The 25,457-nt window shown below is 44.1% G+C and carries 25 protein-coding genes and 1 pseudogene; 23 read left to right on the top strand and 3 right to left on the bottom strand.

Features of this window, described 5'->3' with window-relative positions; genetic code table 11:
• Nucleotides 1-114: 114 nt before the first annotated feature.
• The 9 genes from MKY52_RS02930 to MKY52_RS02890 are packed head-to-tail and all read left to right on the top strand — an operon-like array spanning nt 115 to nt 7,693.
• Nucleotides 115-1,596 (top strand): AMP-binding protein, encoded by a 1,482-nt coding sequence (locus MKY52_RS02930; protein WP_341049725.1) that lies wholly within the window; start codon nt 115-117, stop codon nt 1,594-1,596.
• Nucleotides 1,593-2,744, top strand: coding sequence for a thiolase family protein (locus MKY52_RS02925; RefSeq protein WP_341049724.1), 1,152 nt, complete (start codon nt 1,593-1,595; stop codon nt 2,742-2,744). The genes MKY52_RS02930 and MKY52_RS02925 overlap by 4 nt, the downstream gene beginning before the upstream one ends.
• On the top strand, nt 2,741-3,142 hold the full coding sequence (locus tag MKY52_RS02920; protein WP_341049723.1) for an FAS1-like dehydratase domain-containing protein: 402 nt from the start codon (nt 2,741-2,743) through the stop codon (nt 3,140-3,142). The genes MKY52_RS02925 and MKY52_RS02920 overlap by 4 nt, the downstream gene beginning before the upstream one ends.
• Nucleotides 3,117-3,458: a MaoC family dehydratase gene (locus tag MKY52_RS02915; protein ID WP_341049722.1), complete on the top strand. Its 342-nt coding sequence runs from the start codon at nt 3,117-3,119 to the stop codon at nt 3,456-3,458. The genes MKY52_RS02920 and MKY52_RS02915 overlap by 26 nt, the downstream gene beginning before the upstream one ends.
• A gap of 2 nt (nt 3,459-3,460) precedes the next feature.
• Nucleotides 3,461-4,282, top strand: coding sequence for an SDR family NAD(P)-dependent oxidoreductase (locus tag MKY52_RS02910; protein ID WP_341049721.1), 822 nt, complete (start codon nt 3,461-3,463; stop codon nt 4,280-4,282).
• Nucleotides 4,283-5,083: an energy-coupling factor transporter ATPase gene (locus MKY52_RS02905; RefSeq protein WP_076298261.1), complete on the top strand. Its 801-nt coding sequence runs from the start codon at nt 4,283-4,285 to the stop codon at nt 5,081-5,083.
• Nucleotides 5,068-5,925, top strand: coding sequence for an ATP-binding cassette domain-containing protein (locus MKY52_RS02900; RefSeq protein ID WP_341049719.1), 858 nt, complete (start codon nt 5,068-5,070; stop codon nt 5,923-5,925). Before MKY52_RS02905 ends, MKY52_RS02900 begins: the two co-directional genes overlap by 16 nt.
• The gene (locus tag MKY52_RS02895) at nt 5,918-6,721 is read left to right on the top strand and encodes an energy-coupling factor transporter transmembrane component T family protein (RefSeq protein WP_341049717.1); all 804 of its coding nucleotides are present in this window, start codon (nt 5,918-5,920) and stop codon (nt 6,719-6,721) included. Before MKY52_RS02900 ends, MKY52_RS02895 begins: the two co-directional genes overlap by 8 nt.
• A 6-nt stretch (nt 6,722-6,727) precedes the next feature.
• Nucleotides 6,728-7,693 (top strand): NAD(P)H-dependent flavin oxidoreductase, encoded by a 966-nt coding sequence (locus MKY52_RS02890; protein ID WP_341053330.1) that lies wholly within the window; start codon nt 6,728-6,730, stop codon nt 7,691-7,693.
• A gap of 160 nt (nt 7,694-7,853) precedes the next feature.
• Here MKY52_RS02890 and MKY52_RS02885 read toward each other — a convergent pair whose 3' ends face one another.
• A complete protein-coding gene (locus MKY52_RS02885; protein WP_341049715.1) occupies nt 7,854-8,633 on the bottom strand; it encodes an alpha/beta fold hydrolase in 780 nt (259 codons plus the stop codon).
• Between the two features lie 438 nt (nt 8,634-9,071).
• Between MKY52_RS02885 and MKY52_RS02880 the strand changes: the two genes are divergently transcribed.
• The 3 genes and pseudogenes from MKY52_RS02880 (at nt 9,072) to MKY52_RS02870 (ending at nt 14,127) form a co-directional block, all read left to right on the top strand.
• Nucleotides 9,072-12,197: an ATP-binding protein gene (locus tag MKY52_RS02880; RefSeq protein ID WP_445671009.1), complete on the top strand. Its 3,126-nt coding sequence runs from the start codon at nt 9,072-9,074 to the stop codon at nt 12,195-12,197.
• A 34-nt stretch (nt 12,198-12,231) separates the two neighbouring features.
• Nucleotides 12,232-12,449 (top strand): annotated as a pseudogene (locus tag MKY52_RS02875) (DNA alkylation repair protein); the annotation flags it as partial.
• Nucleotides 12,450-12,453: 4 nt separating this feature from the next.
• Entirely contained in the window at nt 12,454-14,127 is a 1,674-nt protein-coding gene (locus tag MKY52_RS02870; RefSeq protein WP_341049711.1) for a DUF6138 family protein, read from the top strand.
• Between the two features lie 761 nt (nt 14,128-14,888).
• Here the strand turns inward: MKY52_RS02870 and MKY52_RS02865 are convergent.
• Complete coding sequence (locus MKY52_RS02865; RefSeq protein WP_339245732.1) at nt 14,889-15,983, bottom strand: M24 family metallopeptidase; 1,095 nt, start codon at nt 15,981-15,983, stop codon at nt 14,889-14,891.
• A gap of 292 nt (nt 15,984-16,275) precedes the next feature.
• On the opposite strand from MKY52_RS02865, the gene MKY52_RS02860 reads away from it, so the two are divergent.
• Together MKY52_RS02860 and MKY52_RS02855 are read left to right on the top strand one after the other, a co-directional pair.
• Nucleotides 16,276-17,118 carry an SDR family oxidoreductase gene (locus tag MKY52_RS02860; RefSeq protein WP_341049709.1) on the top strand — a complete coding sequence of 281 codons (843 nt, stop codon included), beginning with the start codon at nt 16,276-16,278 and terminating at the stop codon, nt 17,116-17,118.
• Nucleotides 17,119-17,143: 25 nt separating this feature from the next.
• Nucleotides 17,144-17,647, top strand: a complete 504-nt coding sequence (locus MKY52_RS02855; protein ID WP_042185652.1) for a GNAT family N-acetyltransferase — start codon at nt 17,144-17,146, stop codon at nt 17,645-17,647.
• 18 nt (nt 17,648-17,665) lie between these two features.
• Here the strand turns inward: MKY52_RS02855 and MKY52_RS02850 are convergent, their stop codons facing one another.
• Nucleotides 17,666-18,010: a winged helix-turn-helix transcriptional regulator gene (locus MKY52_RS02850; RefSeq protein ID WP_042185654.1), complete on the bottom strand. Its 345-nt coding sequence runs from the start codon at nt 18,008-18,010 to the stop codon at nt 17,666-17,668.
• A gap of 109 nt (nt 18,011-18,119) precedes the next feature.
• Between MKY52_RS02850 and MKY52_RS02845 the strand changes: the two genes are divergently transcribed.
• The 9 genes from MKY52_RS02845 to MKY52_RS02805 all read left to right on the top strand — a co-directional run bounded on the left by MKY52_RS02845 (nt 18,120) and on the right by MKY52_RS02805 (nt 25,439).
• Nucleotides 18,120-18,362, top strand: a complete 243-nt coding sequence (locus tag MKY52_RS02845) for a YqkE family protein (protein WP_156113209.1) — start codon at nt 18,120-18,122, stop codon at nt 18,360-18,362.
• A gap of 232 nt (nt 18,363-18,594) precedes the next feature.
• Entirely contained in the window at nt 18,595-19,542 is a 948-nt protein-coding gene (locus tag MKY52_RS02840) for an ABC transporter permease (protein WP_042125010.1), read from the top strand.
• 2 nt (nt 19,543-19,544) lie between these two features.
• On the top strand, nt 19,545-20,489 hold the full coding sequence (locus MKY52_RS02835) for an iron chelate uptake ABC transporter family permease subunit (protein ID WP_042125012.1): 945 nt from the start codon (nt 19,545-19,547) through the stop codon (nt 20,487-20,489).
• Entirely contained in the window at nt 20,483-21,238 is a 756-nt protein-coding gene (locus MKY52_RS02830; protein WP_076298253.1) for an iron ABC transporter ATP-binding protein, read from the top strand. The genes MKY52_RS02835 and MKY52_RS02830 overlap by 7 nt, the downstream gene beginning before the upstream one ends.
• 123 nt (nt 21,239-21,361) lie before the next feature.
• Nucleotides 21,362-22,354 carry a siderophore ABC transporter substrate-binding protein gene (locus tag MKY52_RS02825; protein ID WP_341049707.1) on the top strand — a complete coding sequence of 331 codons (993 nt, stop codon included), beginning with the start codon at nt 21,362-21,364 and terminating at the stop codon, nt 22,352-22,354.
• 197 nt (nt 22,355-22,551) lie between these two features.
• The gene (locus MKY52_RS02820) at nt 22,552-23,055 is read left to right on the top strand and encodes a sigma-70 family RNA polymerase sigma factor (RefSeq protein WP_341049706.1); all 504 of its coding nucleotides are present in this window, start codon (nt 22,552-22,554) and stop codon (nt 23,053-23,055) included.
• On the top strand, nt 23,048-24,241 hold the full coding sequence (locus MKY52_RS02815) for an anti-sigma factor (RefSeq protein WP_341049704.1): 1,194 nt from the start codon (nt 23,048-23,050) through the stop codon (nt 24,239-24,241). Before MKY52_RS02820 ends, MKY52_RS02815 begins: the two co-directional genes overlap by 8 nt.
• 126 nt (nt 24,242-24,367) lie before the next feature.
• Nucleotides 24,368-24,874 (top strand): metallophosphoesterase family protein, encoded by a 507-nt coding sequence (locus tag MKY52_RS02810; RefSeq protein WP_283910641.1) that lies wholly within the window; start codon nt 24,368-24,370, stop codon nt 24,872-24,874.
• A 100-nt stretch (nt 24,875-24,974) separates the two neighbouring features.
• Entirely contained in the window at nt 24,975-25,439 is a 465-nt protein-coding gene (locus tag MKY52_RS02805; RefSeq protein ID WP_341049703.1) for a GNAT family N-acetyltransferase, read from the top strand.
• Nucleotides 25,440-25,457: the final 18 nt, after the last annotated feature.

The following is a 25,457-nucleotide window of genomic DNA, read 5'->3' as shown; positions in this document are numbered from 1 at the left end:
CATAAAATTAATATAAAGCTAAAATAAGCTATCGTAGCCATTCTAATTGTATCCCGAGCGAAGAGAGTGTACATAATCGGTAGTCACAGAAATTACGAATAGGTGTGGTGAAGGATGAATCTAGTAGTTCCTATACTGCGTCATGCAGCAGAACAGCCCGACAGCATTGCCTTAACCCATGACCAAGCAACTCATACCTATGCAACATTAGTGCAAGCGATGCGGAGAATTGCCAATGGTCTACAGCAAAAGGGCCTTAAGCATGACAAAATCGCTATTTTATCTACGAATCGCATTGAATTTGTCGAGGTTTTCTTGGGGGCTATTTATGCAGGCTGTGTTCCCATTCCTTTAGATCCCAAGTGGAGTGCAAATGAACTGCGGGTTATTATAGAGCAGTGCCAGCCGACAATGATTTTTGCCGAGCCGGAAGCTGCAAAGAATTTGGTCTTCAAGGACCAAGCCATCCCAACGCTGACTTTTTCAAATGAACGAACAGGTTCCTATGATCAGTGGTTGAAGGCTCAGAAGCCAGAAGCTGAATTGGATGAGACGAACGAGTTATTATTTATCGGTTTTACTTCAGGCACAACTGGGCTACCCAAAGGATATATGCGTACCCATTTATCGTGGTTAAAGAGCTTTGAGGTATCGAGTGCTGCCTTTGAATTGGACTCTATGAAGGATGTTTTAGCACCGGGTCCGTTTGTGCATTCGCTGTCCTTGTTCGCTGTAATGCAGAGTCTGTATGGTGGAGCAAACTTTCATATTACGCAAAAATTTAGCGCCACACAGGTGTTAGAGCTGTGCAAGCAGATTCCGGGTGTGGTGTTGTTTGTTGTACCGACAATGCTTGAATCCATGATGCAGCAGGCTGTTCCTGGGCAGACGCAGATTGATGCGATTATTAGCTCAGGTGCAAAGTGGTCGGAGTTGTCCAAAAAAAAGAGTATAGAAGTGTTCGCTGGAACGCGTCTCTATGAATCCTATGGTTCCTCAGAAGCGAGTTATATTAGTTATTTGGATGTTCTGGAAGAGCATAATCCGAACTCTGTAGGCAAGCCCTATCCCGGAGTGCAAATTTCCATTCGTGATGAAGAGTTCCGTGAAGTCCCTACGGGGGAGATTGGGCAGTTATATGTGCGAAGTGATATGATATTTCTAGGCTACCATCAATTGCCGAAGGAGACCGCAGCAGCTTTTCGAGAGGGATGGCTTGTGTTGGAGGATTATGTTTATCAGGATGAAGCTGGTTATTTATATCTGGCGGGTCGCTTGAAAAATAGAATCATCTCGGGTGGGCTGAACGTTTATCCAGAGGAAATAGAGCGAGTACTGGAGCATCTTCCGGAAATACAAGAAGTAATGGTGCTTGGCGTCCCTGACGATTATTGGGGAGAACAGCTGGCAGTCCTCGTGAAATGGAATGGTGCAAAGCATTTATCTATAGACGAAATAAAGAATTATTGTCGCCAGTATTTAGCAAGTTACAAAGCGCCGAAGCAGCTGCTGACAGTTGATGAGTTTATCTATACAAGCAGTGGCAAAATTGCCCGGCAAGCGATGAAAGACTATGTGAAAAGAGCGATGGTATGATAGAAGCAGTAATTGTTATGGCAAAACGTACACCGATTGGCAGGATGGGCGGCTTATTAAGTACATTTGAGCCGGAAGCATTACTGGCGCCGCTTATTCAGCATATTGTGGCAGAGACGAACCTGCCCGTCGATATGATCGATGATGTGATTATTGGAAATGTGGTCGGTCCGGGTGGAAATATTGCCCGGGTAGCTGCGCTTGAAGCGGGACTGCCTGTTTCTGTTCCGGGCGTTACTGTGGATCGGCAGTGCGGTTCTGGGTTAGAGGCCATTAATATAGCAGCACGGCTTATTCAAAGTGGCGCAGGTGAGATTTATTTAGCGGGCGGTGTTGAGAGCACGAGTCGTGCCCCTTGGAAAATGGCTAAGCCCCAAACCTTGATGGGGGTTCCGCAGCTATATACCCGTGCTCATTTTACACCTAGCGCTTACGGTGATCCAGATATGGGAATTGCTGCGGAAAATGTAGCGCGGAAGTATGGGATTTCGCGAGAAGAGCAGGATCAATATGCCTTGAAAAGCCATCAGAAGGCCGTTCATGCTCAGCAAAGTGGTAGGTTTCAGCAGGAAATTGTACCTCTTCTGGTTGAGGGGGAGTGGGTGAATACCGACGAATGTCCAAGGGCTAATACGAGCCTGGACAAGCTGCGAAAGCTGCCTTCAATCTTTGAAGAAAAGGGTACTGTCACCGCTGGAAATGCCTGTCCTATTAATGATGGTGCGGCGCTTCTATTAATGATGTCCCGTGAGAAATGTCGGCAACTCAAGCTTAAGCCTATACTGCGTGTCGCAGATGCGCAAGCAGCAGGTGTAGATCCGAATTATTTAGGTATGGGCCCAGTTCCAGCTGTACAAAAGGTGTTACATCGTCAACAGCTGACCATAGCCGATTTAGATATCGTAGAGTTTAATGAAGCCTTTGCTTCGCAAGTTCTAGCCTCACTGAATGAGCTTCAAATCCCACAGGAAAAGGTCAATCTTGGAGGAGGCGCATTAGCTATCGGTCATCCATATGGGGCGTCCGGAGCTATTTTAATGACTCGTTTATGTGCTGAAATGCAGCATACGCCTTATAAAAGGGGACTTGCCACTTTGGGCATTGGCGGCGGGTTGGGGCTGGCAACGCTTGTGGAGGTTACGGAATGAACAGTGTCCGACATCAGATTCTTATGACTGCTGAGTGGATATCGGATTACGCACAGAGTATTGAGGCACCCGTGCAGACGACTAATGGCAATCTGATTGCTCCATCTACGATGCCTATTATTTTTTGGCAGGTCTTCGATATTCCTTGGCTTAGCAAGGGAGAGCCTTTGCTTCACGGTACTCAGAAATTCTCATATCAAGCTCCGATTACGGCAGGGATGTCGTTAGATTGTGAATTAGCATTAACGAGCAAGATGCAAAAAGATGGCCGGCAGGGCAAGCTGACCTTTTACACACATACGCTGGTTTGTAAATGTGAAGGCGAGCTTATAGTCACCGCAGAAACGGTGTTAATTCGGGTAGGTGATGATCATGATGAGAAAATGCATAACGGCTGAGGCTATCAGGCAATATGCAGCAGCTTCCCAAGATCTGGCCGCTATTCATCTAGATGAGGATGCTGCAGCTGAGGCTGGATTTAAGCGGCCCATTGCGCATGGGATGTATCTAATGGGATTAGCCCAATCCTTATATATCGAGGAGCATCAGGCACAGTGGATCACTCAATATGATATGAAATTTCATAAGCCTATAGAGGTCGATAATGTCGTGATTTTTGATTTTTCGGAGGATGACTGCCTGGTTAAAGTGACCCTTACAACAGAAGCTGGCGATGTTATTGCTTCGGGAGCTTTTTCAGTGAAAGAGGTGTAGTGATGAACAAAGTAGCCTTAATTACTGGAGCAACCAGAGGGATCGGGCGTAGTATTGCCGTGCAGCTCGGCAAGTCCGGTTATATAGTGGTTGTAAATGGTACAAAACAATTCTTAATCGATGAGGTTGTCCACGAGATTCGTCAGGCGGGTGGTGAGGCATCAGGATACTCTGCTAATGTAGCAGATCCAGTTGCGGTCACTGCAATGGTGGATGAGGTTATTACACGGTATGGCCGTATTGAGGTATTGATAGCTAACGCTGGGAATTTGCAGGATCAGAAATGTCTACGGATGACGGATGAAGAGTGGAAGGCTGTACTGGATGTGCATCTAAATGGCACCTATTACAGCATTCAACGCGTACTCCCATATATGCGCCAGACAGGTGGCGATATCCTGTTGATGACCTCTACGGCTGGACTAACAGGTTCTGTGGGTCAGGTGAATTATAGTGCAGCCAAAGCTGGAATACTTGGAATGACGTGGACACTAGCAGCGGAGCTGAAACGTGATCAAATTAGAGTCAATGCGATTTCGCCAGCCGCTTTAACAGATATGACCAGACCTGTCATTGATCATTTGAAAGCGAAACATGCCAGTCGTAATGAACCGTTCCCAGACTTTTGGCGAATAGGTGGCCCGGAGGATATTGCTTCCTTTGTGACTGCATTATTGAGTGAGTCTGACGCGGATTTAACCGGTGAAATCTTTGCTGTGAATGGATCAAAAGTGACGAAATGGGAGAAGCCTGCACCTGCATTTTCCGAGAACAGCATTGGGGCATTTTTCGCTACTTGGCATCGTCAAAAGGGGAGTGAATAAATGCTTACCTTCGATCAAGTTCATTTTTATTATAAAAAGGGTCAGCCTGTCCTAGAGGATATCAGCTTTACGATAGAAGCAGGAGAGTTTGTGGCGATTGTTGGCGCGAATGGCTCTGGCAAATCCACCATTGCAAAGCTCATGGACGGACTGCTGCTACCGCGAAAAGGGGCTGTACAGTTTAAGGGCCTAGACACCACAAAGCCAGCTGATCTTGCAGATATTCATCAGCAAATTGGCTTTGTTTTTCAGAATCCAGAGGATCAATTTATCACCACAACCGTTATGGATGAGGTGCTTTTTGGTTTGGAGAACGTTCGTGTGCCAAGGGAGGAAATGCGCAGTCGATTGGAGCATGCCTTGCAGGCTGTTCATATGGAGGATTACCTGGACGCTATGCCACATCAGCTCTCTGGAGGTCAGAAGCAACGTGTCGCTATTGCGGCTATATTGGCGATGCGCCCGCAAGTCATTATTTTTGACGAAGCCACCTCTATGCTTGATCCTCAGGGAAGGCAGCAGGTGCTTGCCATTATGCAAGAGCTGCATCGTCAAGGTCTGACCATTATTCAGATCACTCACCATATGGAGGAAGTGCTTTCAGCAGAACGATTATTACTCCTGCATCAAGGGCGACTTGAGTATGATGGTGCTCCACTGGCTTTTTTTGAAACGATGCCTGTTGCGGACTATCAATTACAACTGCCTTTTGCCGTGCGTGTACATGCATTGCTCCATTCAGAAGTGCCGCCAACAGCCGATTGGAAGGGGATAATTCGATCACAATGGTCTACCAATTAGATAATTTAAGTGTAAACTATGCTGATCATGTGGCTTTGCACAATATAAACTGCACCATTACTGCGGGCAAATGGATTTCGATCATCGGTCCCACGGGTGCAGGAAAGTCTACCTTTGTCAAAGTGCTGAAGGGCTTGATTCCCACCGTAAAAGGAGACTATTGGATTGATCAGCAGCCTGCTCCCAGAGATGCCAAAGGACAATTAAAGGTGGTCCCGGAGCTGGGCTTCGTGTTTCAATATCCAGAGCATCAGCTATTTGAAACTACGGTGCATAAGGAGCTTGCTTTTGCTCTGAATCTGCAGTGTGCTTCACGCCAGCAAATCACGGAGGCGATTGAAAGGATTTTACCGCAAGTGGGTCTGTCTGAGGGCATTCTCCCGTTAAATCCATTCCAATTAAGCGGTGGAGAAAAGCGCCGTGTGGCCATTGCCTCCGTGCTGATGACGAATCCGAAGCTGCTAATTTTGGATGAACCGACAGCGGGGCTAGATCCAGCTAGCCAAGTATCTTTGCTGAAGCTACTGAAGACTTGGCAGCAACAAAATCAGCGCACCATTCTCTTCGTTTCTCATCAGATGGAGGATGTTGCTGAGTACTCGGATGAGGTTTTGGTTTTCCATAAAGGTCAGCTAGAAGGACATTTTGACCCCAGAACACTATTTATGGAAAAGGAAGAATTATTGGTGGAGCTGGGCTTGTCCATGCCTGAACCCGTACAGCTTTTGAAGCTAGTAGAGGAACTATCTGGCCAAAAAATAGAGGTTGCTAGCTGTAAAGAGCAGGATATCTTCGATGCTGTTCAGCCAATTTGGCATTCGAGGGGGCGTCTACATGGCTGATTCCGTAATAGTGGGTCAATATGTGGAGACACATTCGATTTTCCATCGTTTAGATCCTCGTATAAAGCTTGTTAGTATCGTGATTCTCATGCTTAGCTTTCTGATGCTTGGAACATGGCTTAGCTATGCAGTTGCAACCGTTTTTGTATTCGGAATTTTGCTGCTGTCGAAGGTTCCTATTCATTTCTTCTGGCGGGGGCTGCGGCCGTTATTATTTGTCTTGCTGTTTACCCTTCTGTATAATGCTGTGTTCACCAAAGGAACGATCCTCTGGTCTTGGTCCTTTATTGAGGTAACTGAAGAGGGACTGCGAACAGGATTACGTTTTGTTTGGCGTATTATATTGCTCATCTTATTAGCCTCAGTATTAACGTTAACGACTAAACCGCTAGACTTAGCATATGGTCTTGAAAAGCTACTTGCACCTCTATCCAAAATGGGGGTACCCGTAGAACAATTCTCCTTAATGATAGTGATTGCGATCCGGTTTATTCCTACCATCAAGGAGGAGCTGGATCGTATTCTGCTCGCACAAAAGGCTAGAGGTTATGACCTTACAGCATTATCACTGCCTAAACGGATATTTGCTTATGTCCCGATCATTATTCCTTTGCTCTTCACGACGATTCAACGTGCTGAACAGCTTAGCTATGCGATTGATGCGCGTGCTTATGGAAATGGTAAAGGAAGAACTTCTTATAGGGTTTTGCAATTTCAGAAAATGGATTATCTGGCAGGGGGAATTGCTCTTTTATTTGCTATGATTCTGCTGTGGTTAAAGATAGGAAAGGTGTAGATGAAGATGAAATGGAACACCCGTATTACGGAGTTATTGCACATAGAGTATCCTATTATTCAAGGTGGACTTGCTTATTTAGGTTACGCAGACCTCGCCGCTGCCGTTTCGAATGCTGGTGGATTGGGTCAGGTTACAGCGATGAGTCTTCCGAGCGCAGAGGCGTTACGTTCAGAAATCGAACGGGTCCGTACTATGACCGACAAGCCTTTTGGCGTTAATTTTGCCATCGGTGTGCATGGTATCGGTTATGAAGATCGGGTACAGGTCGCCATCGACGAGAAGGTTCCCGTGGTGAGTCTCACCGGTGGGAATCCGGCCCCAATACTGGAAATGCTACAGCAGACTGATATTAAAACGCTCGTGCTCGTCTCTTCACGCAGACAAGCCCAAAAAGCTGAACAATTAGGCGCTTCCGCAGTTATTGTTGTTGGGCAGGAGGGAGGAGGCCACTTAGGACGTGATGATGTAGGGACTATGGTGCTCGTTCCTCAAGTAGTTGATGCGGTTGATATTCCTGTGATTGCTTCAGGCGGGATCGGGGATGGCCGCGGATGGATGGCGGCCCATGCACTGGGGGCTGAGGGAATTGAAATGGGCACACGATTCGTTGCTACGGTTGAATGTGTTCATGCGGCTGCTTCTTATAAAAAAGCCCTAGTAGAAAGCTCCGAGTCAGATACAGTCGTAATCAAACGCTCTATCGGAGCGCCCGCGCGAGTGTTGCGTAGTGAGTACATAGATAAGATTCTCGAAATTGAGCGTGTGACTCCGACTTATGAAGCCTTAAAAGAATATATTAGCGGTGCAGCCAACAAGCGCTGGATATATGATGATGTCAAAGAAGAGGGCATCGGCTGGGCAGGCCAAGTGACAGGGATGATCCATGATATCCCTACAGTCTCGGAACTAGTCGGCAGGATGGTCAAAGACGCAGAGTCGATTCGCGGGATGTGGGGAATACAGGCGTGAAGATGTCAGCAGAGCAGTTGTATCCAAAAGATGAATTAATGAACTGAAAGCTAGGTATTAGATTGACGATGCTTTATTAAGCTAACGAGCAGGTTTGCTTAATCATCGGGCATTATCGGACTATATTTATGGGGAGCGATGGTGCGGCTAATCCGAGGCGTTATGCAAAAGAAGATAATAGTTGGTTGAATCTATCACGCTCCTCCAAAAAAGGGCAATGGCCGCTGTATTGGAATGGAACTAATTGCGAATTTTTAATCAGTTTATTTGTTTCCTGAGCTTGGGTAAACGGAACGACTTTATCATGAATTCCATGAATAATTAATGTGGGCACATCGATTTGTCCAAGATCGTTGTAAACATTCTCGTCTCTTAGCGTGACCATAATGGCGGAGGTCGACCAATTCGCAGCTTGTAAACCCATTAGAAAGAACCATTCGGATTTCGCTTCAGAAATGTACTGAAAGAAAAAAATCTCCGTTTGGTTTTCCAGCATTTTCGGACGGTCATTGTTTGTCTCTTCGATGATTTTATTCGTAAATTCTTTTGGAACGCTTGATGGAGACGCAGCGTCGATCAGGACGAGTTTAGATACCCCGTACCCTTTATAACGAGCCATATAACGAATTGAGATCGCTCCTCCGGTAGAGTGTCCTGCCAGTGTTATGTTTTTTAGCTGTAACGCTTCGATGACCATACGAAGATCATCTGCTAATCTATCGAAACCGTAACCATCGAATGGTTTATCCGAATTTCCATATCCTCTCCAGTCCATTCCGATACAACGATATCCGAGCTTAGGAAGGAAATTGAACTGATATTCGAACTGGTTATGGTTTAGCGGCCAGCCATGAATAAAAAGTATCGTTTTATTTCCCTTCGGATTGATGTCCTCTATAAATACTTTTACGCCCGGTTCCACAGTAACGAAGTATCCCAAGTGTATCGCCTCATTTTTTTTAATGTATTTCCCCGTTAAGATATTCGCCCTAGGCAAGGTTAATGCCTAATTTCAGCGTCAAATTGGGTTAAGATAGTACGTAGAGATTTCTGAGGAATAGCTTGAGTGAAACAATTTCTTCAGATCATTGAGCTCACGGGGTACGTTAGTGGAACAGCGGTTGCTTAGGCAGCCGTTTTTTTATTTGTTCAACTAACTGGCAGTTTAGTTGAAAAGAACATGCTATAGTTTTCTTGTGAACAACAAACTCGCGAAATTCCAAGTCGGTATTTCTATATAATAGACATCAAGATGTCTTTATCGTCTGTTTCTCCTATATTAACTGTGGTAAATTATGGAGAGTGCTTATTTAAATGTCTTAGAAGAAAATGACTAGGGGAGAAATACTTCGTGGAAACTCACTCATCCAAATATCAAATGAAAAAGAGCTATATAATATTATTGCTAGTTTTCATATTAGTTATTTTAACCGGTTTTCGCATTTTATGGATGGAAGCGTTTCAATATCCCAAACAGGCGTCAATTCATAATGGGCAATTCGATTTACGCAATTGGAATGCAGAAGATGGCAGCATTCACTTACTTGATGGGGAATGGGAGTTTTATCCCTCGCAATGGTTGATAGATGGTAGTCGGCAACAATTGTTAGGCGATAATGCGCCAAGGCTCATTCAGGTACCGGGAGGATGGAGTGAAGTTTTGCATGCTGACAAGCCATCTCCATACGGGTATGGCTCTTATCGTTTGCTTCTTTATGTAGACCCGGCGAAGCATCTTAATTATAGTATTCGTGTACCCAGTGTACGCACTGCATCAGAATTATATGTAAACGGTCGATTACTTACTAAATCCGGACAGGTGGCGACAACAAAGGATGAATATATTTCGAAGGACCTACCTTATTCTACAACCTTTACAGCAGATGACAACGGTGTAATCGAACTCGTGATTCAGGCGGCAAATTATGTGGATAGTCGAAGCGGGGGCATTGTCCGATCCATAAAATTCGGTTCAGAAGAAGCCATTGCCAAAGAGATGAAGGCTTCCATTTTTATGCAGTTTTTGGCAGCGATTATTTTTATTATGCATGCTGTCTATGCACTTATTTTGTATTTAATAGGAAATAAGGAAAAGAAGCTGCTTTATTTTAGTTTGCTTGCATTATGTGTAACGATCACGAGTGTCTTTAGTACGGATGAGAAGTTGTTCCATCAGTTATTTTACATTGGAATTGATTGGGATTTTAGGCTGACTAATATTGCTTTCGTTATTGCAGCCTATGCTTTGCTCCAGTGTACGAATCATCGCGAGCTTCCATATTGGCGTAGGATGTACCCTGTCTATAAAATAATGAATCTAGGGACTGCCGGCATCACGTTGTTTTTAAATCCAACTCAGGTGATCATGCTCTTCCCTATTTATTATGTATTAGGTGGTACTGCTGCAGTTATAACGCTGATTACGATGTTTAAAAAAGTAATTAAAGATTTAAAGAGCAATCTTTTACTGCTTATCTCATTTCTTGCGTTGATGAACTATGCTCTTTGGTCGTTAATCTTGCTGGATAGCGGTTTGAGTCTTGTCTACTATCCGTTCGATATGATTATTGCGATAGCTTGTTTAGCCTCTGTATGGTTTAAAGATTATTTTATTATGCATGCGAACACGAAAGAGCTTGCGACAACATTGCAAAGGATGAATGACCATAAAGATCAATTCCTAGCAAATACTTCTCATGAATTTAAAAATCCGCTTCATAGTATTCTTAATATGTCACAATCCGTTTTAAAACGGGAGCGGCATTTGTTGCAGGAAAGAAGTATCAAAGAGCTTGAAACGCTTTTATCTGTAGGACGTCGAATGACATTGATATTAGACGATTTGATTGATGTGATGAGTTTACGGGAAGGCAATCCGCGCATACACAAAAGAGTCATATTTATTCAGCCAATTGTGACCGGAGTACTTGATATGCTGCAATTAAATGCAGATGTGAAGTCTGTAAAAATTGCAAATCAAATTCCTGAAGATTTTCCTCCAGTATATGCGGATGAGAACCGGGTTGTTCAAATCGTTTTCAATTTACTTCATAATGCTGTGAAATATACGAATGATGGGGTCATTTCGATTCAAGCTTTTGTAAAAGATGGACGAACCTATATCGTTATTGCTGATACCGGGATAGGAATGGATGAGAACATGCTTAAGCGCCTATTCCGTCCGTACGAGCAAGCCAGCACGAATGAGACTATGATTGATGGTGGCTTTGGGTTGGGTTTAAGTATAAGCAAACAACTGGTTGAGCTTCATGGAGGTACGTTAGTAGTGTCCTCTGTTTTAGGAGAGGGCTCAAAATTCACATTTTCATTAAGGCTAGCAGGTTTGGACGCGGAGGAAGAGAATGATGTGACCAACTCATTTGAACCATTACAATCCATGCCGATTCAAGAAATAGCCTCCTCAGTGTATATGGAAAAAGTGAAAATTCCGCCAGCTACGAATCAAACAACTTTAATAGAAATGAATCGTGAACGTCCGATTCTATTAGTTGTTGATGATGATCCTGTCAACCTTCAAGTACTTGAAGCCATACTACCACCAGACGAATATGATTTAACGATGGTAACGAGCGGTAAAGAGGCATTAGCTGTACTGGACACTAAGGATTGGGATCTGGTCATCTCCGATATCATGATGCCACAGATGTCCGGTTATGAGCTGACACGAATGATTCGTGAGCGGTTTACACTCACGGAGCTCCCTGTATTGCTCCTTACCGCAAGAAGCCAACCGAAAGATATTCAGAGCGGCTTTATAGCGGGGGCAAACGATTATGTGACGAAGCCAGTGGAAGCAATAGAAATAAAATCGCGGATTGAGGCGTTAGCTACGATTAAACAATCCGTTCGAGAACAACTGCGATTAGAAGCTGCATGGCTGCAAGCGCAAATCCAGCCTCATTTTATATTTAATGCGTTGAATGCTGTAACAGCTTTAAGTGATATTAATTTGGATAAGATGCGTATTTTGCTCGATGAATTCAGCAATTTTCTGAGGAATAAATTTGAATTTCAAAACATGGATAGGCTTGTTCCGATAGAAGAGGAGTTAAGTCTAGTACGTTCTTATCTATATATTGAAAAGGTTCGGTTTGAAGAAAGGTTACAGGTTATTTGGGAGACAGATGACAGTGGAGACATAAAAGTCCCATTTCTTACGATCCAGCCTCTCGTTGAAAATGCGATAAGACATGGCATAATGAAGCGCAATCGTGGAGGAACGATTCTTATTCGGATTTCTGTCTATGAGACGCATGCAGAGATAACCGTTGAAGACGATGGGGACGGAATAGACGAGGTCCAATTGCAAGGAATATTAGAAAGGAAAGCAGATAGTCGTTCAGGCGTCGGATTGATTAATACGGATCTGCGATTAAAACGGCACTTTGGAACAGGACTCCATATCACAAGTACGTTAGGTACAGGGACAAAGGTAACTTTTCATGTACATAACAGGTTGAATAGCGGGGATAAAGCTAGGTGATATATATGTGATTTAATGAGGAGCAACTTGGCTGCTCTATGCTACAGGGAATTACGACGCTATTTACTATGCAGGAGTGATCACGGATCCTAAAGTAATGTCTTAGGCGGATTTTGAACGGTGGATTGAGGTAGCTTTTTTTATATGCTATCGGATTTTGTGGTAGCAGTGACTTTGGCAGAAACGGATATTGCGCAAGAAGTAGCCGATATTTTGGATGCGATGAGCGAAGAAATATGTGGAAAGGCGGGAGACCATGAACGAACTACAGGAAGAAGCGCTGGAAGAGATGAAAGCGGCAATTTATGAGTGGTTTGAGGAACAAGAGAAACGAAAGGACGTGGAGGGCGCTGTCAAGCGTACCACGCTGCAAGTGGGTATTTTTAACGACATTGTGCTGGATTATCGACCGGGTAGGACTAGCGTTGGCAGTTCGGATTTTGGAAGGAATGCTTCAGGGCGCAAGTCGATGAAGGCATCTCCTTTTACGCAGGAGGAGGTCTTGCATGAGGTGCAGCCCCGTTTGACGAGCATCGTAAGGGAGAAGCTGGACAAGTTGCATACGTCGGCCCTTATCGATTACCGATTTACCTTGAAGGGAAGATTCGCAACGGCAGACGGGCCCGTGAGATTAACGGTGTTTGATATCATATATGAAGAGAAAAAGCGGCAGCTTCTGGAGCGGGTTGAGTCCTATATCGAGCAAAAACTGGAGAAGGGCGCTTACCCGACAAAGCCGTTAGAAACTTTCTTTTTGACACGCCATCTGTTGGACCCGTATTTGTTCAACGAACCGGACGTCGGACGGACGATTGCTATATTTGACCGGATTCAGGCATTGAATAAAGAACGGGCGCAAGCGCTGAGGGAGCATCGAAGCGATATCATTCGAGCTTTAACCCACTGGACCGAGGAAGTATTCCTGCCACGTCACTATGATGTTACGCTTTCCGAATACAGAACCAATGAAAATGGAATCAAGCCGGATAAGGCTCTCAAGCATATGGATGAGCCGAACCAGCCTATCGATCTGCTGTTGTACGGCGCTGTGATGATTCTTCGTTACGAGCCAAGCTACAGTAAAGCCAAGGGCATGACTTTTCTGGAGCTTGCGAGGCAGCTGGGCAGCGGCAAAGCCGGACGCATGTTGAAGGAAGGTAGCGACACCTTCGCGCGAGAAGACGTTCATCTGCGTGACGAGTTGACTGAATGCAAGGCTAACGATGTGTTTTCCATCATTACGGTCGTTATTCGTAAAGAAGAGGCTGGTGCGTACGAACGGGCGATTTCGTTCATTCTCTCCCTACTCCGGAAGGGTTTCCCAAAAAGCTACAAAATCAAGCTAAAATCCAGCGTGAGAGAGGCATTACCCATTAAAGGACTTGCCAAATCGGATACGCATCGTTTTTTCGCAAATGCACTGGCCTATTCCGAGCTGTATCCGTTATTGGAGGAATACGCTCGTGAGGCGATGGAAGAGTTTGTGTGGTACGAGGATACGGAAGGTGAGAAAAGCGTCATGCCGGGCAGTTATGCCGTATTCGGGCTGGGACTCGCGGACGAGCGCTATTTTCCGTTGGTAGAGACCTACATGGCCCTTGTAGACGAGGAGCATCAGCTGGTGCAGGACAAGTTCACGGCTGTTTTCGCCGAGACCCATGGCATAACCGAACGCTCAATGCCCGCCTTGATCGCTTGCCTGCGTTGCTCTCATGATTCGCTGAAGCTGAGGATTCAGCCTGAACTGGAAAGTGAAGACAAGCTATCGCTATTGGTGCAGCATGTCGAGGCTTTGGAGGATTACGAGGCCGAACGAGTGCTGTATCCGATTTTGGGCAAGGCGGAGAAGCTGGCTGCATTGGCTCGAAAGGCGCAGGAACCGCGTAAGGAGCTGTTGCTTCGATTGCTAAAGGCAGCGGAACAAGCTTGACGATAGGGAGGCTATCCTGTGTGAAGATCATTTGCAAATTTGCATACCACGTCAAAAAACCTTGAGAAGACGATCGAAGTATTAAGAGCGTTAAGCGAAGGAGCATGCCGCGGCAGCTCTTTTTACTTTTTTCGCCGCTAGCCCCGTTACGGTGAACCTTACCATAAGTGACATGTGATAGATCTTTTGAAACAAGAAGCCGAAAATTTCTGAATTTTTGTAGAGATTTCAAACACGTTTATCATAATAAAAAATACACCTACAGCGATTGGGGATTAGAAAACTTATAACTGAGAGAGAATTCTGGAAAATACAACTGCAGTTGTTAGGAATGTATTTTAACACAAAGTTTTTGAACAAACGGGAAACGTTAGTTCAATGACAATAGCAGCAGTCTACTTATTTTTCAAAAGCTGGCGATTCTTCAATTCAAAAACCACGCTAAATCAACAGCTCCAGTCTGATACTTTATTTTCACTGAACAGCTCGTTTCTATTCAAGCGCTAATATAATGCGGAAATGGCAGATGAAATGTTGAAACTCACTTATAAAACAAGAGTTTGTAAGGTTGAAAGGGATTATAGATTTGAAAAGGTCTGAACAAGTCGAATATGTTGCGGGAAAAAGAGAAAGCCCATCACAATAAGTTGAAAGTGATTCTTTTCCAACTTATTAGGGATGGGCTTTCTTTTATTTTAATATCTTTCGGATACTCTTGGCATCAATATTGGGCACACATGAACTACGTCTATAATTCTTTTCTACAAATGAAGAATAGTCAGTTCCTTAGGGAAGCTTGTTAAGGTTTCCGCACCTTCAGCTGTAATAATCAGATCATCTTCGATACGCACACCCGCTAGTCCCGGCACATAAATCCCTGGCTCGACGGTGAACACATTGCCGATCTCGATAATGTCATCGTTCTGTCCATGGAGAGATGGATATTCATGAACATCCATACCGAGTCCGTGTCCGACACGGTGCAAGAAATATTCTCCGAATCCGGCTTCCTCAATCACATCACGAGCAGCTTTGTCGACAGAACCGAAAGGAGCTCCAGGATTGGAAGCAGCGATCCCAGCTTCGTTGGCAGCCAGCACGGTGTTATAGATCGTGATTAGCTTGTCGTCCACGGATTCAATAGCAAAGGTACGTGTAATATCAGAAGCATAACCATCAGCATACACCCCAATATCAAACATCAGGAAGTCACCTGGCTGAATGACCCGGTTGCCTGGAACACCGTGAGGCAGAGCAGTTTTCGGACCAGAAAGCACCATAGTGTCGAAGGAAGGGCCGGAAGCGCCAACCTTTTTCATTAGATATTCCAGTTCCGCTACTAAATCGTTTTCTGTAACGCCTGTTTTCACATGGGTAAGCACGCGGCGCAAAGCTTCCTCAACTAGCTCAGCGGCATGTTTCATGCGTTTAACTTCATCTGGGGTCTTTTTGGAGCGCATGCTGCGCAGCAATGGACCTATATCACTAAAACGTTCTGCTGGAACTGCTGCGGTCAGATGCTCAAAACGGGCTACTGAGAAATGTTCCTTCTCTATACCAAGAGTACCTAGCTTACTGCTGCCGAAACAATCTTTAAGCAGGTTATAGGGATTATCGGTGTCATTATGAGTTAGGATTTTGGTGACCGAAGAAGCTGCTTGAGCCGCTTCTGCATCTAGTGCGGGTAGAATGAGCATTGGCTCTTCTCCGCGTATCAACAGCAGACCGAGAAAACGTTCATGCGGATCGCTGGCGAATCCGGTTAAATAGTAGACATGTTTGGGATCTGTTACGAGCAGGGCATCAAGGCCTTCGCCCGCCATTTGCTGCTCTAGGCTTGTCAGAGCATTATTCATAGTTGGTGTTCCCCTTTCAACTTCACGATTAGAACTGCAATATTCCTATTATAGATCAAAAATAGACTAGACGCACGAGACGAACTACATCTATCGTTGGCTAATCATAACATGCCTATTCGCAAGCTTTCCGTAAACAAGGATGCATATTTGATCATCTATACTTTTAAAACCTGACAAGAAGCTTTTCTTGAGCCTACTAGTTGGTGTAACATAATCTTAAATATACTTCTCGTAAGGTTAGGCGGAAGCTTATTGGGGTACGGTTGTTGAGAGAGGAGTGATTCTTGGGATGAGAGGTAAAATTGCACTTGTAACTGGAGCAAATTCTGGTATGGGGCTAGCGACGACAGTTGAACTGGCTCGCAAGGGAGCCAAAGTAATTATGGTATGCCGTAATCGCCAGCGTGGAGAGGAAGCACTGGCTGCCGCCAAGCAAAAGAGCCACTCCGAGGATATTGAGCTGATGTTGTGTGATCTGGCCTCGCTGGAGAGCATTCGCAGTTTTGCGGAGGAATTCACCCGGAAATATCCGATTCTAGATATACTCATCAATAACGCTGGGGTAGTCACGATTAAGCGTCAGCTTACGAAGGACGGCTTTGAGATGGATCTTGGCGTGAACCATTTGGGTCATTTTTTGCTCACGAATCTGTTACTGGAGCCTTTAAAAGCAGCAGAGCAAGGCCGTATCGTTGTGGTTGCTTCCGGTGCTTACAAAATAGGTGCACTTCACTATGAAGATCCAACTCTCGCACGCCGTTTCAATCCCGCAAAAGCCTATGCTCGATCCAAGTTAGCCAATATACTGTTCACGAAAGAGTTGGCAGCACGCCTGCAAGGGACAAGAGTAACGGTGAATTGCGTGCATCCAGGAGCAGTGGGCACAAATATAGGTGTTAACCGGGAGACAGGCTTTGGCAAGTCGATCCTTAAGCTGCTGTCATACTTCTTTTTAACTCCTGAACAAGGAGCCGATACAGCGATCTATTTGGCTACAGAATCGGATTTGCAAGAGGTAACCGGTCAATATTATTATCGACGAAAGAATCAGGAGCTGACTCCCAGAGCGAAGAATAAACAAGAGGCGCAGCGGCTGTGGCAATGGAGCCAGGAGCAGGTCGGCCTGAGGTAATTAACACATTTGGAGGAATCAAGGGATGAATTGGGAGAATAGCAGGATTGAAGATGCAAAACCTACAGACTTAGCAGCAATTGTGGAGATTTATAACTCAACGATTGCTGGACGGATGGTAACTGCGGATCTGGAACCTATTACTGTTGCAGACAGAGAAAAATGGTTCAATGAGCATAACAGCCACCATCGTCCTTTATGGGTACTTAGGCAGGGAGATGAGATTGCGGCATGGTTCAGCTTTCAATCCTTCTATGGTCGTCCAGCGTATAATGCAACAGCAGAAATTAGTGTATATGTGAGTGAAAAGTTCCGTGGTGGTGGAGCCGGTAGAATTCTTTTGAAAGAGGCCATTGAGAAAGCACCTAGTCTCGGCATTAAGAATCTAGTTGGTTTTGTGTTCGGACATAATGATCCAAGCCTTGGTTTGCTAGAAAAATTCGGCTTTAAGCAGTGGGGATTACTACCCGGTGTAGCTGAATTAGATGGTATAGAACGTGATTTAGTGATTGTTGGACTTAAAATCTAATTGCCATAATTGAAACGCTTACATTTTGAGTGTTGAGCTTACGCTATTTGTGTCACAATCAATCCATATTTTTGACCAACGCTGCAAATCCCGGATAACTGTCTCCAGGGCAAGTCCTTTATCCGTTAAGGAATATTGGATTCGCACAGGTGTCTCAGGGAATACTTCTCGAAGGACAATCCCTTCCAGTTCCAGCTCTTTAAGTCGTTCGGAGAGCAATCTTCCGCTGATGGGCAAGGCTGCTTCAATCACATTGAAACGTTGCGGTCCTTGGAGGAGCTGGTAGATAATTAAACCTGTCCAACGCCTGCCGATAATATCCATACTTTTTTGTAGCTGGGGACATAAATCAGTGGACTTCATATGGCTCACCTCTTAGTGAACATTATAAACGAAAAGACCAATAATTTAAACAAATTCCAATTTAATTCATAACTAGAAGGGATGATTGACAGTGGCTAAAAAAAAGAAAATGCCTACCACTCCGCGTCCTGCTGCGACCGATGCACCAGCTACGCTAAAAGACCTGTTGAGCAGTGATGTTCTTGGAAAGCTGAAGGCGCAATCTGATGCGTTGAAAGCGGAAGAGAATGACCGCAAGGAAGCTGCTCGTAAAGCGGTTGAAGATCAGCGAAAAGCTGAGCAAAAGCGGCTTGAGAATGATTTTGCACATCTGTTGGAGAACAGTAATCAGGATTGGCACAAGTATAAATAACTGCTATAGCTAGCGGAAATAGATCATGTGATAAAGAGATGCCTATTAGGGTGTCTCTTTTTTAATGTTATTTATAAAATTCAATTGTTTTAAATTTTACTATACGAAAGGGTTGACCCTCAAAGTGGGCTTAGGTATAATCGAACATAGTGCAAATGAAAATCATTATCAATACCGATAATATCATCTATTTTTCAAACTATTTAACTATTAAACAGATAAGGAACAACTCATGAAACTAAAATATTTGTCCCTACTTCTAATAGTATTCTCATTTATATCTTTGTTTATAGGCGTAAAAGACATTTCACCTTTGGATCTTTTTTCGCTTACAGAATCTCAGATGCAGACTCTGTTAGTCAGCCGGATTCCACGCTTAGCTGCACTGATTATAGCTGGTGTAAGCATGAGTATTGCCGGATTAATTATGCAGCAATTATCACGGAATAAATTCGTTTCTCCCACTACGGCGGGCACGATGGATTCCGCGAAATTCGGTATCCTCGTGTCCCTGATGCTGTTCACAGGTGCGACACCGATGCAGAAGCTGCTCGTTGCTTTTGTTTTTGCCCTACTGGGAACATTTATATTTATGAGAATCTTAGATCGGATCAAGTTCAAGGATAGTATTTTTATCCCGCTGGTCGGACTCATGTTCGGGAACATTGTAGGCTCGATTACTACATTTTTTGCTTACAAAAATGATTTGGTTCAGAATATCTCATCTTGGATGCTTGGCGATTTCTCAACGATTATTAAGGGTCAATACGAATTAATCTATATCAGTATTCCACTTGTCATTCTCGCGTATGTTTTCGCCAATAAGTTCACCGTTGCCGGTATGGGGGAGGATTTCTCCGTCAATCTCGGTATGAACTACAAAGCGGTAGTGAACGTAGGATTGGTGATTGTAGCGTTAATCTCTTCAGTTGTTATTTTAACCGTAGGTACGATTCCATTCCTGGGTCTTGTTGTACCTAACATAGTAACGCTATACATAGGCGATAACTTGAAAAAAAATCTGGCGCATACTGCCATTCTCGGTGCGGTGTTCCTCCTGTTCTGCGATATTCTGGGCAGGCTCATTATATATCCATATGAAATATCCATCAGTCTGACGGTAGGCGTCATCGGAAGTGGTCTATTTATCTACTTGCTGATGAGAAGAAAGGCGAATTAGTGATGAAGACGAAACTAACTATATTATCCTTAAGCGCTGTTGCTCTCATCGTCTTGTTTATGACCTATCATGTTATGGGAAATTGGGATTATGTTCTACCCAGTCGGGGGAGAAAGCTGGCGGCCATTTTAATTACCGGAGCGGTGATAGCTGTCTCTACCGTAGTTTTTCAAAGCATTACGAACAATCGGATTTTGACACCTAGTATTCTGGGGCTAGACTCTTTGTACATGTTGATCCAGACGTTCGGTGTATACGCCCTAGGCTCATCAAATATGACGTTTATGAATAAAAATGTGAATTTCTTGTTCTCAGCTTGCATCATGGTTCTGTTCTCAGGTGTGCTGTATAAGCTAATGTTCCGAAGAGAGGGTCAAAACATATACTTCCTGCTGCTCGTAGGACTTATTATGGGGACGATGTTCCAGAGTGCATCTTCTTTTATGGAAGTGCTCATTGATCCGAATGAATTCCTGATTCTACAAGGAAAAATGTTCGCCAGCTTCAACAACGTCAGCAGTGATCTACTGATATTGTCTACAGTTGTTCTAGCGTTAACTACGCTGTATTTCATGCGATTTGTGAAGTACTTAGATGTTATTTCTTTAGGAAAAGATGAAGCCATTAACTTAGGGATCAATTATGACTATGTAGTCAAAAGGCTGTTAGTTATTGTATCCATCTACGTTTCGATATCAACGGCTTTAGTAGGACCGATCACTTTCTTGGGTTTACTAGTAGCCAATGTGGGGCATCAGTTGTTCCGTACGTATAAGCATTCCTATCTGATTCCCGGCACGATTTTGCTAAGCATTATTGCTCTTGTCGGGGGACAGTTTCTAGTTGAACGTGTGTTTGGATTCACTACTACGGTTAGTGTAATCATTAATTTTGCAGGTGGCGTCTACTTTGTCTATCTGCTGTTAAAGGAGAATAAGTCGTGGTAGAAGTTAAGCATGTAACCAAGCGTTATGGCGGAATTACCGTCGTTGACGATGTGTCTTTATCCATTAAAAAGGGTACTATTACCTCGTTTATCGGCCCTAACGGAGCTGGTAAAAGCACGTTGCTCTCCATGATCAGTAGACTTATCTCCAAAGACGCGGGAGAAGTACTGATCGAAGGGAAGGAAATTGGCAGCTGTAAGAGTAATGAACTTGCTCGTAAAATATCGGTGCTAAAGCAGTCCAATCATATCAGCGTACGCCTTACCGTGAAGGAACTTGTTTCTTTCGGAAGGTTCCCTTATTCACAAGGGAAGCTCACACCTGAGGATCGAGCGTTCGTTGACGAAGCGATTGCTTACATGGACCTTCAAGAGATGCAGGATAAATATATTGATCAGCTTAGCGGTGGACAACGTCAGAGAGCGTATATTGCGATGGTTATGGCTCAGGACACTGAGTATATTTTGCTCGATGAACCACTCAACAATCTGGATATGAAGCATTCTGTACAAATTATGAAGGTGTTACGCCGATTGGTAGAAGAGAAGGGCAAGACGATTGTGCTCGTCATTCATGATATTAATTTCGCTTCTTGTTACTCTGACTATATTGTAGCGCTCAAGAATGGGCGGGTAGCTTCATCGGGTACGGTGGATGAAATTATTGATACAGCAGTGCTTAGGGATGTATATGACATGGATATCCCTATAGAAACAATAGGTGGTCGTAAAATTGGTGTCTATTTTTAAACAAGACTCCGCTTATATTTCGGAAATTATTATGACGTAACGCTAGAAGTGATAGGCGCCAGCTTCTTGACGTATACGCGAATAATTCAAATAGCTTGACTATAAATTATAGGGGTGAATATTTTGAAGAAGAACGTATCTTTACTAATTATGACAGTGTTTCTTGCCGTAATCTTGGCGGCCTGTGGCTCCAATAATGCAGCAACTTCAAATAATAATACAGCAGCGGCAGGCAATACAGAGGCTACTACTGCACCGAATACAGAATCCAAAGAGCTTACTATTAAGCATGAACTTGGAGAAATTACGATTAAGAGTAACCCGCAGAAAGTCGTTGTATTTGACTTCGGTACACTCGATACTTTGGATAAACTGGGCGTAGAGGTGACTGGAGTGCCTCAAAGCAATGTACCCTCTTATCTCTCTAAATATAGCGATGCCAAATATGAGAATGTCGGTGGTTTGAAAGAGCCTGACTTCGAAAAGATAAATAGTCTTTCTCCTGATCTGATCATCATTTCCGGCAGACAGCAAGATTCTTATGATGAATTCAGCAAAATTGCACCTACATTGTACGTTGCTGTAGATAATGCGAATTACATGGAATCCTTCACGAAAAATGTGAAGACGCTGGGCCAAATTTTTGGCAAGGAAGCTGAAGTAGAAGCTGAGCTTGCGACTATTACTGACTCCGTTAAAGCTCTGAATGAGAAAGCTAAAGCGGATGGTAAAAAATCTCTTATTATTCTTGCCAATGAAGGAAAAATCAGTGCTTATGGTTCAGGTTCACGTTTTGGTATTATCCATGATGTATTCGGATTTGCACAAGCGGATGATAAAATCGAAGTATCCACTCACGGTCAAAGCGTATCTTACGAATATGTAGCCGACAAGAATCCCGATTATCTGTTCGTAGTAGATAGAGATGCGGCTGTGAAGAGTGATGGCAGCAAATCCGGTTCAGCGAAGGATGCAGTTGAGAACGATCTCGTGAAGAACACAAATGCTTTTAAAAACGGTAAAATCATTTACCTTGATCCTAACTACTGGTACTTGTCCGGTGGCGGTTTAATCTCTGTTAGTGAAATGCTCAAAGAAGTTGAGGTTGTTCTGTAAGCAGAGTAACCTGGGGAATTGAATGATCAATGAATATTCAGATAATTATTAACAAGCCTGTTGGCAGGAGTTAACCTCCTTGTCAGCGGGCTTTTTTTAGCATTCTTCCATAGAAATACTGGTATATTCATACTAGTTGCTAAATTTAGCTGTAACTTTTTATGCGAGTATACGTGGTTAGGTTAAGGGGGGAGTGCATGAAGCGAAATTCACTGGATGATATATATCAGATGTATGTGATGGATATTTACCGCTATTTGCGCTCCCTTTGTGGTGATCATCACGCGGCCGAAGATTTAATGCAGGAGACCTTTTACCGTGCTTATTTATATTTGGAGGATTGTAAAGACGAGAAGATTAAGCCGTGGTTGTTCCGTGTCGCGTACAATGCCTTCGTAGATTATAAGCGAAAGGAAGGACGCAGTACTGTTCAGAGTGAGGATTTTTTTAAACAGCTCGCCCATCCAGATACCACGGAAAGCACGCTGCTTCGGCAGGAACGTTGGGAAGAAATGAGGATTGCGATAGGTGAGCTACCGGACAATCAGAGGCATGCACTGCTGCTACATGATTTTCATGGTCTTAGTTATCTGGAGGCATCGGACATTATGAATGTGGGTCTGTCCCAATATAAGATCTTAATCTTTCGAGCTAGACAGAAGCTGCGTGAAGCAGAGCGGAGGAGGAATGAACATGAGTGAGGAGTTCAAGGAGAAGTTAAGAAGGTACGGCGAAGGTACCCTTGCTGACGAGGATAGGGATGTAGTAGAGCGCGAACTGGAGAAGATGGAAGCTTATCAGGCTTATCTGGATGAACTCATGGGTGAAGAAAAGCCGGCTTCAAGTGAGGATAAGAGCATAAAATACGGAAAGAGTAAAAGAGACAGACCTGGCAAGGAAAAAAAGATCATCCGCCGCGGTAAATGGAGAGCCCGTATATCGAATACTTTAACGGTAATTTCTGCGTTCTTAATTTTCATGATTATTTGCAGTATTATCAGTGCGATATTTTATGGTACTGGGGAGAGAGTAGAGAAATACCGTGATGTTGTTTCTTCCGCTATTGCTGTCTCACAGCCGAATACGATTGTACATTTGAGCAGTGGTACCGGTCCATTTTTTAGTATGAATCTGACAAGTAAGATAGAGAAACAAGTGGGAGATGAACAAATCACTGTCGGAGATTATTCAATGAAGCTTCTATTTGGCTGGGCTAGGCTCTACAACTATTCCTGGACAAATGAGAGTAGAAGTGTTGGTTATTACTTTGTATATCCACAGGGGAAGAAGGATGCGGCAAATCGTATGGATGATAGCAGTGAGTGGGAGAGATTAGAGAAGCTCCCTGAGGGGACGGTAGCGGAAGCGTACTTGTCTTTTGACCAATTATTTACGACAGATGAGCTGTTGAAGAAGTTTGAGCCTAAGAATCTTCAGCCTTTGTGGTTTGCGGCAGATACAGGTCCACGGACACGACAGCCAGTAGTTAATGATCCATTAGGTTTTCCATATATGCCAATTTGGCATGCGGATGATATGAAAGTGACGCAGGAATCGAGGGAGAAGCGAGGATGGTTTGGAGGGGTAACTAGTCGTTCAAGTAGTTCTCCATCTGTTGAGTCATATGGGGATGGTGAACTGCGTAATGCGAACTTCCTCAAGACGCTGCACTTGATGCAGGAGTATAAATCCATCTCCAAAAGGGTGATTCCATTCATTGATCTGGATGATTCCATTAGTTATATAGAGAAGAATGGAGTTAAGCTCTATGGAGCTGTTGTAACCGGTCCGGTGAAAGAACTGCTCAAGCTGAAGGATGAAACATGGGTCAGCAGAATGCATGTTGGGGAAGTAAGGCTGTGGAATTGGCAGGATCGGGAGAACTAGCTGCGGAGTGGAGGAAGTCACAGAACTTGCTTCTCGCTTAAGCAAATCGTACAATTATTTGAATATTAGATTTATGAATAAGTATGATAACCAAAGTTGAGGATGATAGATTAGGAGCTGAGATTTATGAAAGTAGGAGTCGTATCTGATACACATATGTCAAGAATGGCTAAGTCTCTGCCAAAGGCGTTGATAGCAGAGTTTAAAAATGTGGATTTAATCTTGCATCTCGGTGATTGGGTGAGTATGGGAATCTATGATTTACTGTCAGAACTAGCACCGGTAGAGGGGATTGCCGGAAATAATGATGGCGATGAGATCATTGCGCGTTTCGGAGAGCGCAAGATCATTACCCTTGAAGGAATCCGGATTGGCATGGTACATGGACATACGCCACATTCCCGTAAAGGAACGGATGGGAATGCACTGCTTGCTTTTGCGAATGATGAGGTGGATTGTATTCTCTTTGGTCATTCACATCAGCCCTTGCTAAGAGAGGAGAATGGTATCCTGCTATTTAATCCAGGTTCTCCTACAGATAAGCGGCGTGAGAAATTGTATTCTTTCGGAATTTTAGATATCGAAGCGGGTAAAGTTAGTGCCCGGCATGTGTTCTATGATTCAAAGGAATAAGGCTCAATTGTCCAAATCATTCGGCGTTCTCTCCATGGTGAACGGCTCGGTAACCATTTACAATGAGGTTAAAACGGGCGAAGCCGGAAAGTGAGCGCTGATGATGAACAATTATCGAATAGAACGAGTGGTTCTGGATGATTTAGAACGGCTCATCCCATTATTTGATGAGTATCGAGTATTTTATGGAGCAGCCTCAGATCGGGAAGGTGCACGCGCCTTCTTAGCCGACAGACTAAAGCTGAATGAATCTGTGATCCTTATGGTGGTTGAGGGGGAAGGCGATGAGAAACGCGCGCGGGGCTTCACACAGCTCTATCCTTCTTTTTCATCGGTTACGATGGAGCGCCTCTGGATCCTGAATGATTTGTTCGTTACTGCAGAAACCCGAGGGCAAGGGCTAGGTGCTATGCTGATGGAAAGTGCTAGAGATTATGCGGTCTCTACGAATACGAAGGGCTTATCCCTGACAACGATGACGGAGAATGTGGGGGCGCAGCGGTTATATGAAGCGCATGGCTACATTCGGGATGATGAATTTTTTACCTATAACCTTTTTTTCTAAAGCAGCTAGAGAGAAAGA

It is taken from the genome of Paenibacillus sp. FSL P4-0184, from assembly GCF_038004625.1.
Classification (GTDB): Bacteria; Bacillota; Bacilli; order Paenibacillales; family Paenibacillaceae; genus Paenibacillus_AQ.
Note: the sequence above shows the minus strand (reverse complement) of the source record. Positions and strands in the feature narration are given on the sequence as shown.

Bases quoted from the DNA above. Each gene is read 5' to 3' on its own strand.
- MKY52_RS02840 (WP_042125010.1), top strand. From the start codon at position 18,595: ATGAAACTAAAATATTTGTCCCTACTTCTAATAGTATTCTCATTTATA.
- MKY52_RS02820 (WP_341049706.1), top strand. From the start codon at position 22,552: ATGAAGCGAAATTCACTGGATGATATATATCAGATGTATGTGATGGAT.
- MKY52_RS02915 (WP_341049722.1), top strand. From the start codon at position 3,117: ATGATGAGAAAATGCATAACGGCTGAGGCTATCAGGCAATATGCAGCA.
- MKY52_RS02870 (WP_341049711.1), top strand. From the start codon at position 12,454: ATGAACGAACTACAGGAAGAAGCGCTGGAAGAGATGAAAGCGGCAATT.
- MKY52_RS02845 (WP_156113209.1), top strand. From the start codon at position 18,120: ATGCCTACCACTCCGCGTCCTGCTGCGACCGATGCACCAGCTACGCTA.
- MKY52_RS02805 (WP_341049703.1), top strand. From the start codon at position 24,975: ATGATGAACAATTATCGAATAGAACGAGTGGTTCTGGATGATTTAGAA.
- MKY52_RS02900 (WP_341049719.1), top strand. From the start codon at position 5,068: ATGGTCTACCAATTAGATAATTTAAGTGTAAACTATGCTGATCATGTG.
- MKY52_RS02905 (WP_076298261.1), top strand. From the start codon at position 4,283: ATGCTTACCTTCGATCAAGTTCATTTTTATTATAAAAAGGGTCAGCCT.
- MKY52_RS02865 (WP_339245732.1), bottom strand. From the start codon at position 15,983: ATGAATAATGCTCTGACAAGCCTAGAGCAGCAAATGGCGGGCGAAGGC.
- MKY52_RS02925 (WP_341049724.1), top strand. From the start codon at position 1,593: ATGATAGAAGCAGTAATTGTTATGGCAAAACGTACACCGATTGGCAGG.
- MKY52_RS02910 (WP_341049721.1), top strand. From the start codon at position 3,461: ATGAACAAAGTAGCCTTAATTACTGGAGCAACCAGAGGGATCGGGCGT.
- MKY52_RS02815 (WP_341049704.1), top strand. From the start codon at position 23,048: ATGAGTGAGGAGTTCAAGGAGAAGTTAAGAAGGTACGGCGAAGGTACC.
- MKY52_RS02895 (WP_341049717.1), top strand. From the start codon at position 5,918: ATGGCTGATTCCGTAATAGTGGGTCAATATGTGGAGACACATTCGATT.
- MKY52_RS02850 (WP_042185654.1), bottom strand. From the start codon at position 18,010: ATGAAGTCCACTGATTTATGTCCCCAGCTACAAAAAAGTATGGATATT.
- MKY52_RS02930 (WP_341049725.1), top strand. From the start codon at position 115: ATGAATCTAGTAGTTCCTATACTGCGTCATGCAGCAGAACAGCCCGAC.
- MKY52_RS02835 (WP_042125012.1), top strand. From the start codon at position 19,545: ATGAAGACGAAACTAACTATATTATCCTTAAGCGCTGTTGCTCTCATC.
- MKY52_RS02860 (WP_341049709.1), top strand. From the start codon at position 16,276: ATGAGAGGTAAAATTGCACTTGTAACTGGAGCAAATTCTGGTATGGGG.
- MKY52_RS02920 (WP_341049723.1), top strand. From the start codon at position 2,741: ATGAACAGTGTCCGACATCAGATTCTTATGACTGCTGAGTGGATATCG.
- MKY52_RS02890 (WP_341053330.1), top strand. From the start codon at position 6,728: ATGAAATGGAACACCCGTATTACGGAGTTATTGCACATAGAGTATCCT.
- MKY52_RS02880 (WP_445671009.1), top strand. From the start codon at position 9,072: ATGAAAAAGAGCTATATAATATTATTGCTAGTTTTCATATTAGTTATT.
- MKY52_RS02810 (WP_283910641.1), top strand. From the start codon at position 24,368: ATGAAAGTAGGAGTCGTATCTGATACACATATGTCAAGAATGGCTAAG.
- MKY52_RS02855 (WP_042185652.1), top strand. From the start codon at position 17,144: ATGAATTGGGAGAATAGCAGGATTGAAGATGCAAAACCTACAGACTTA.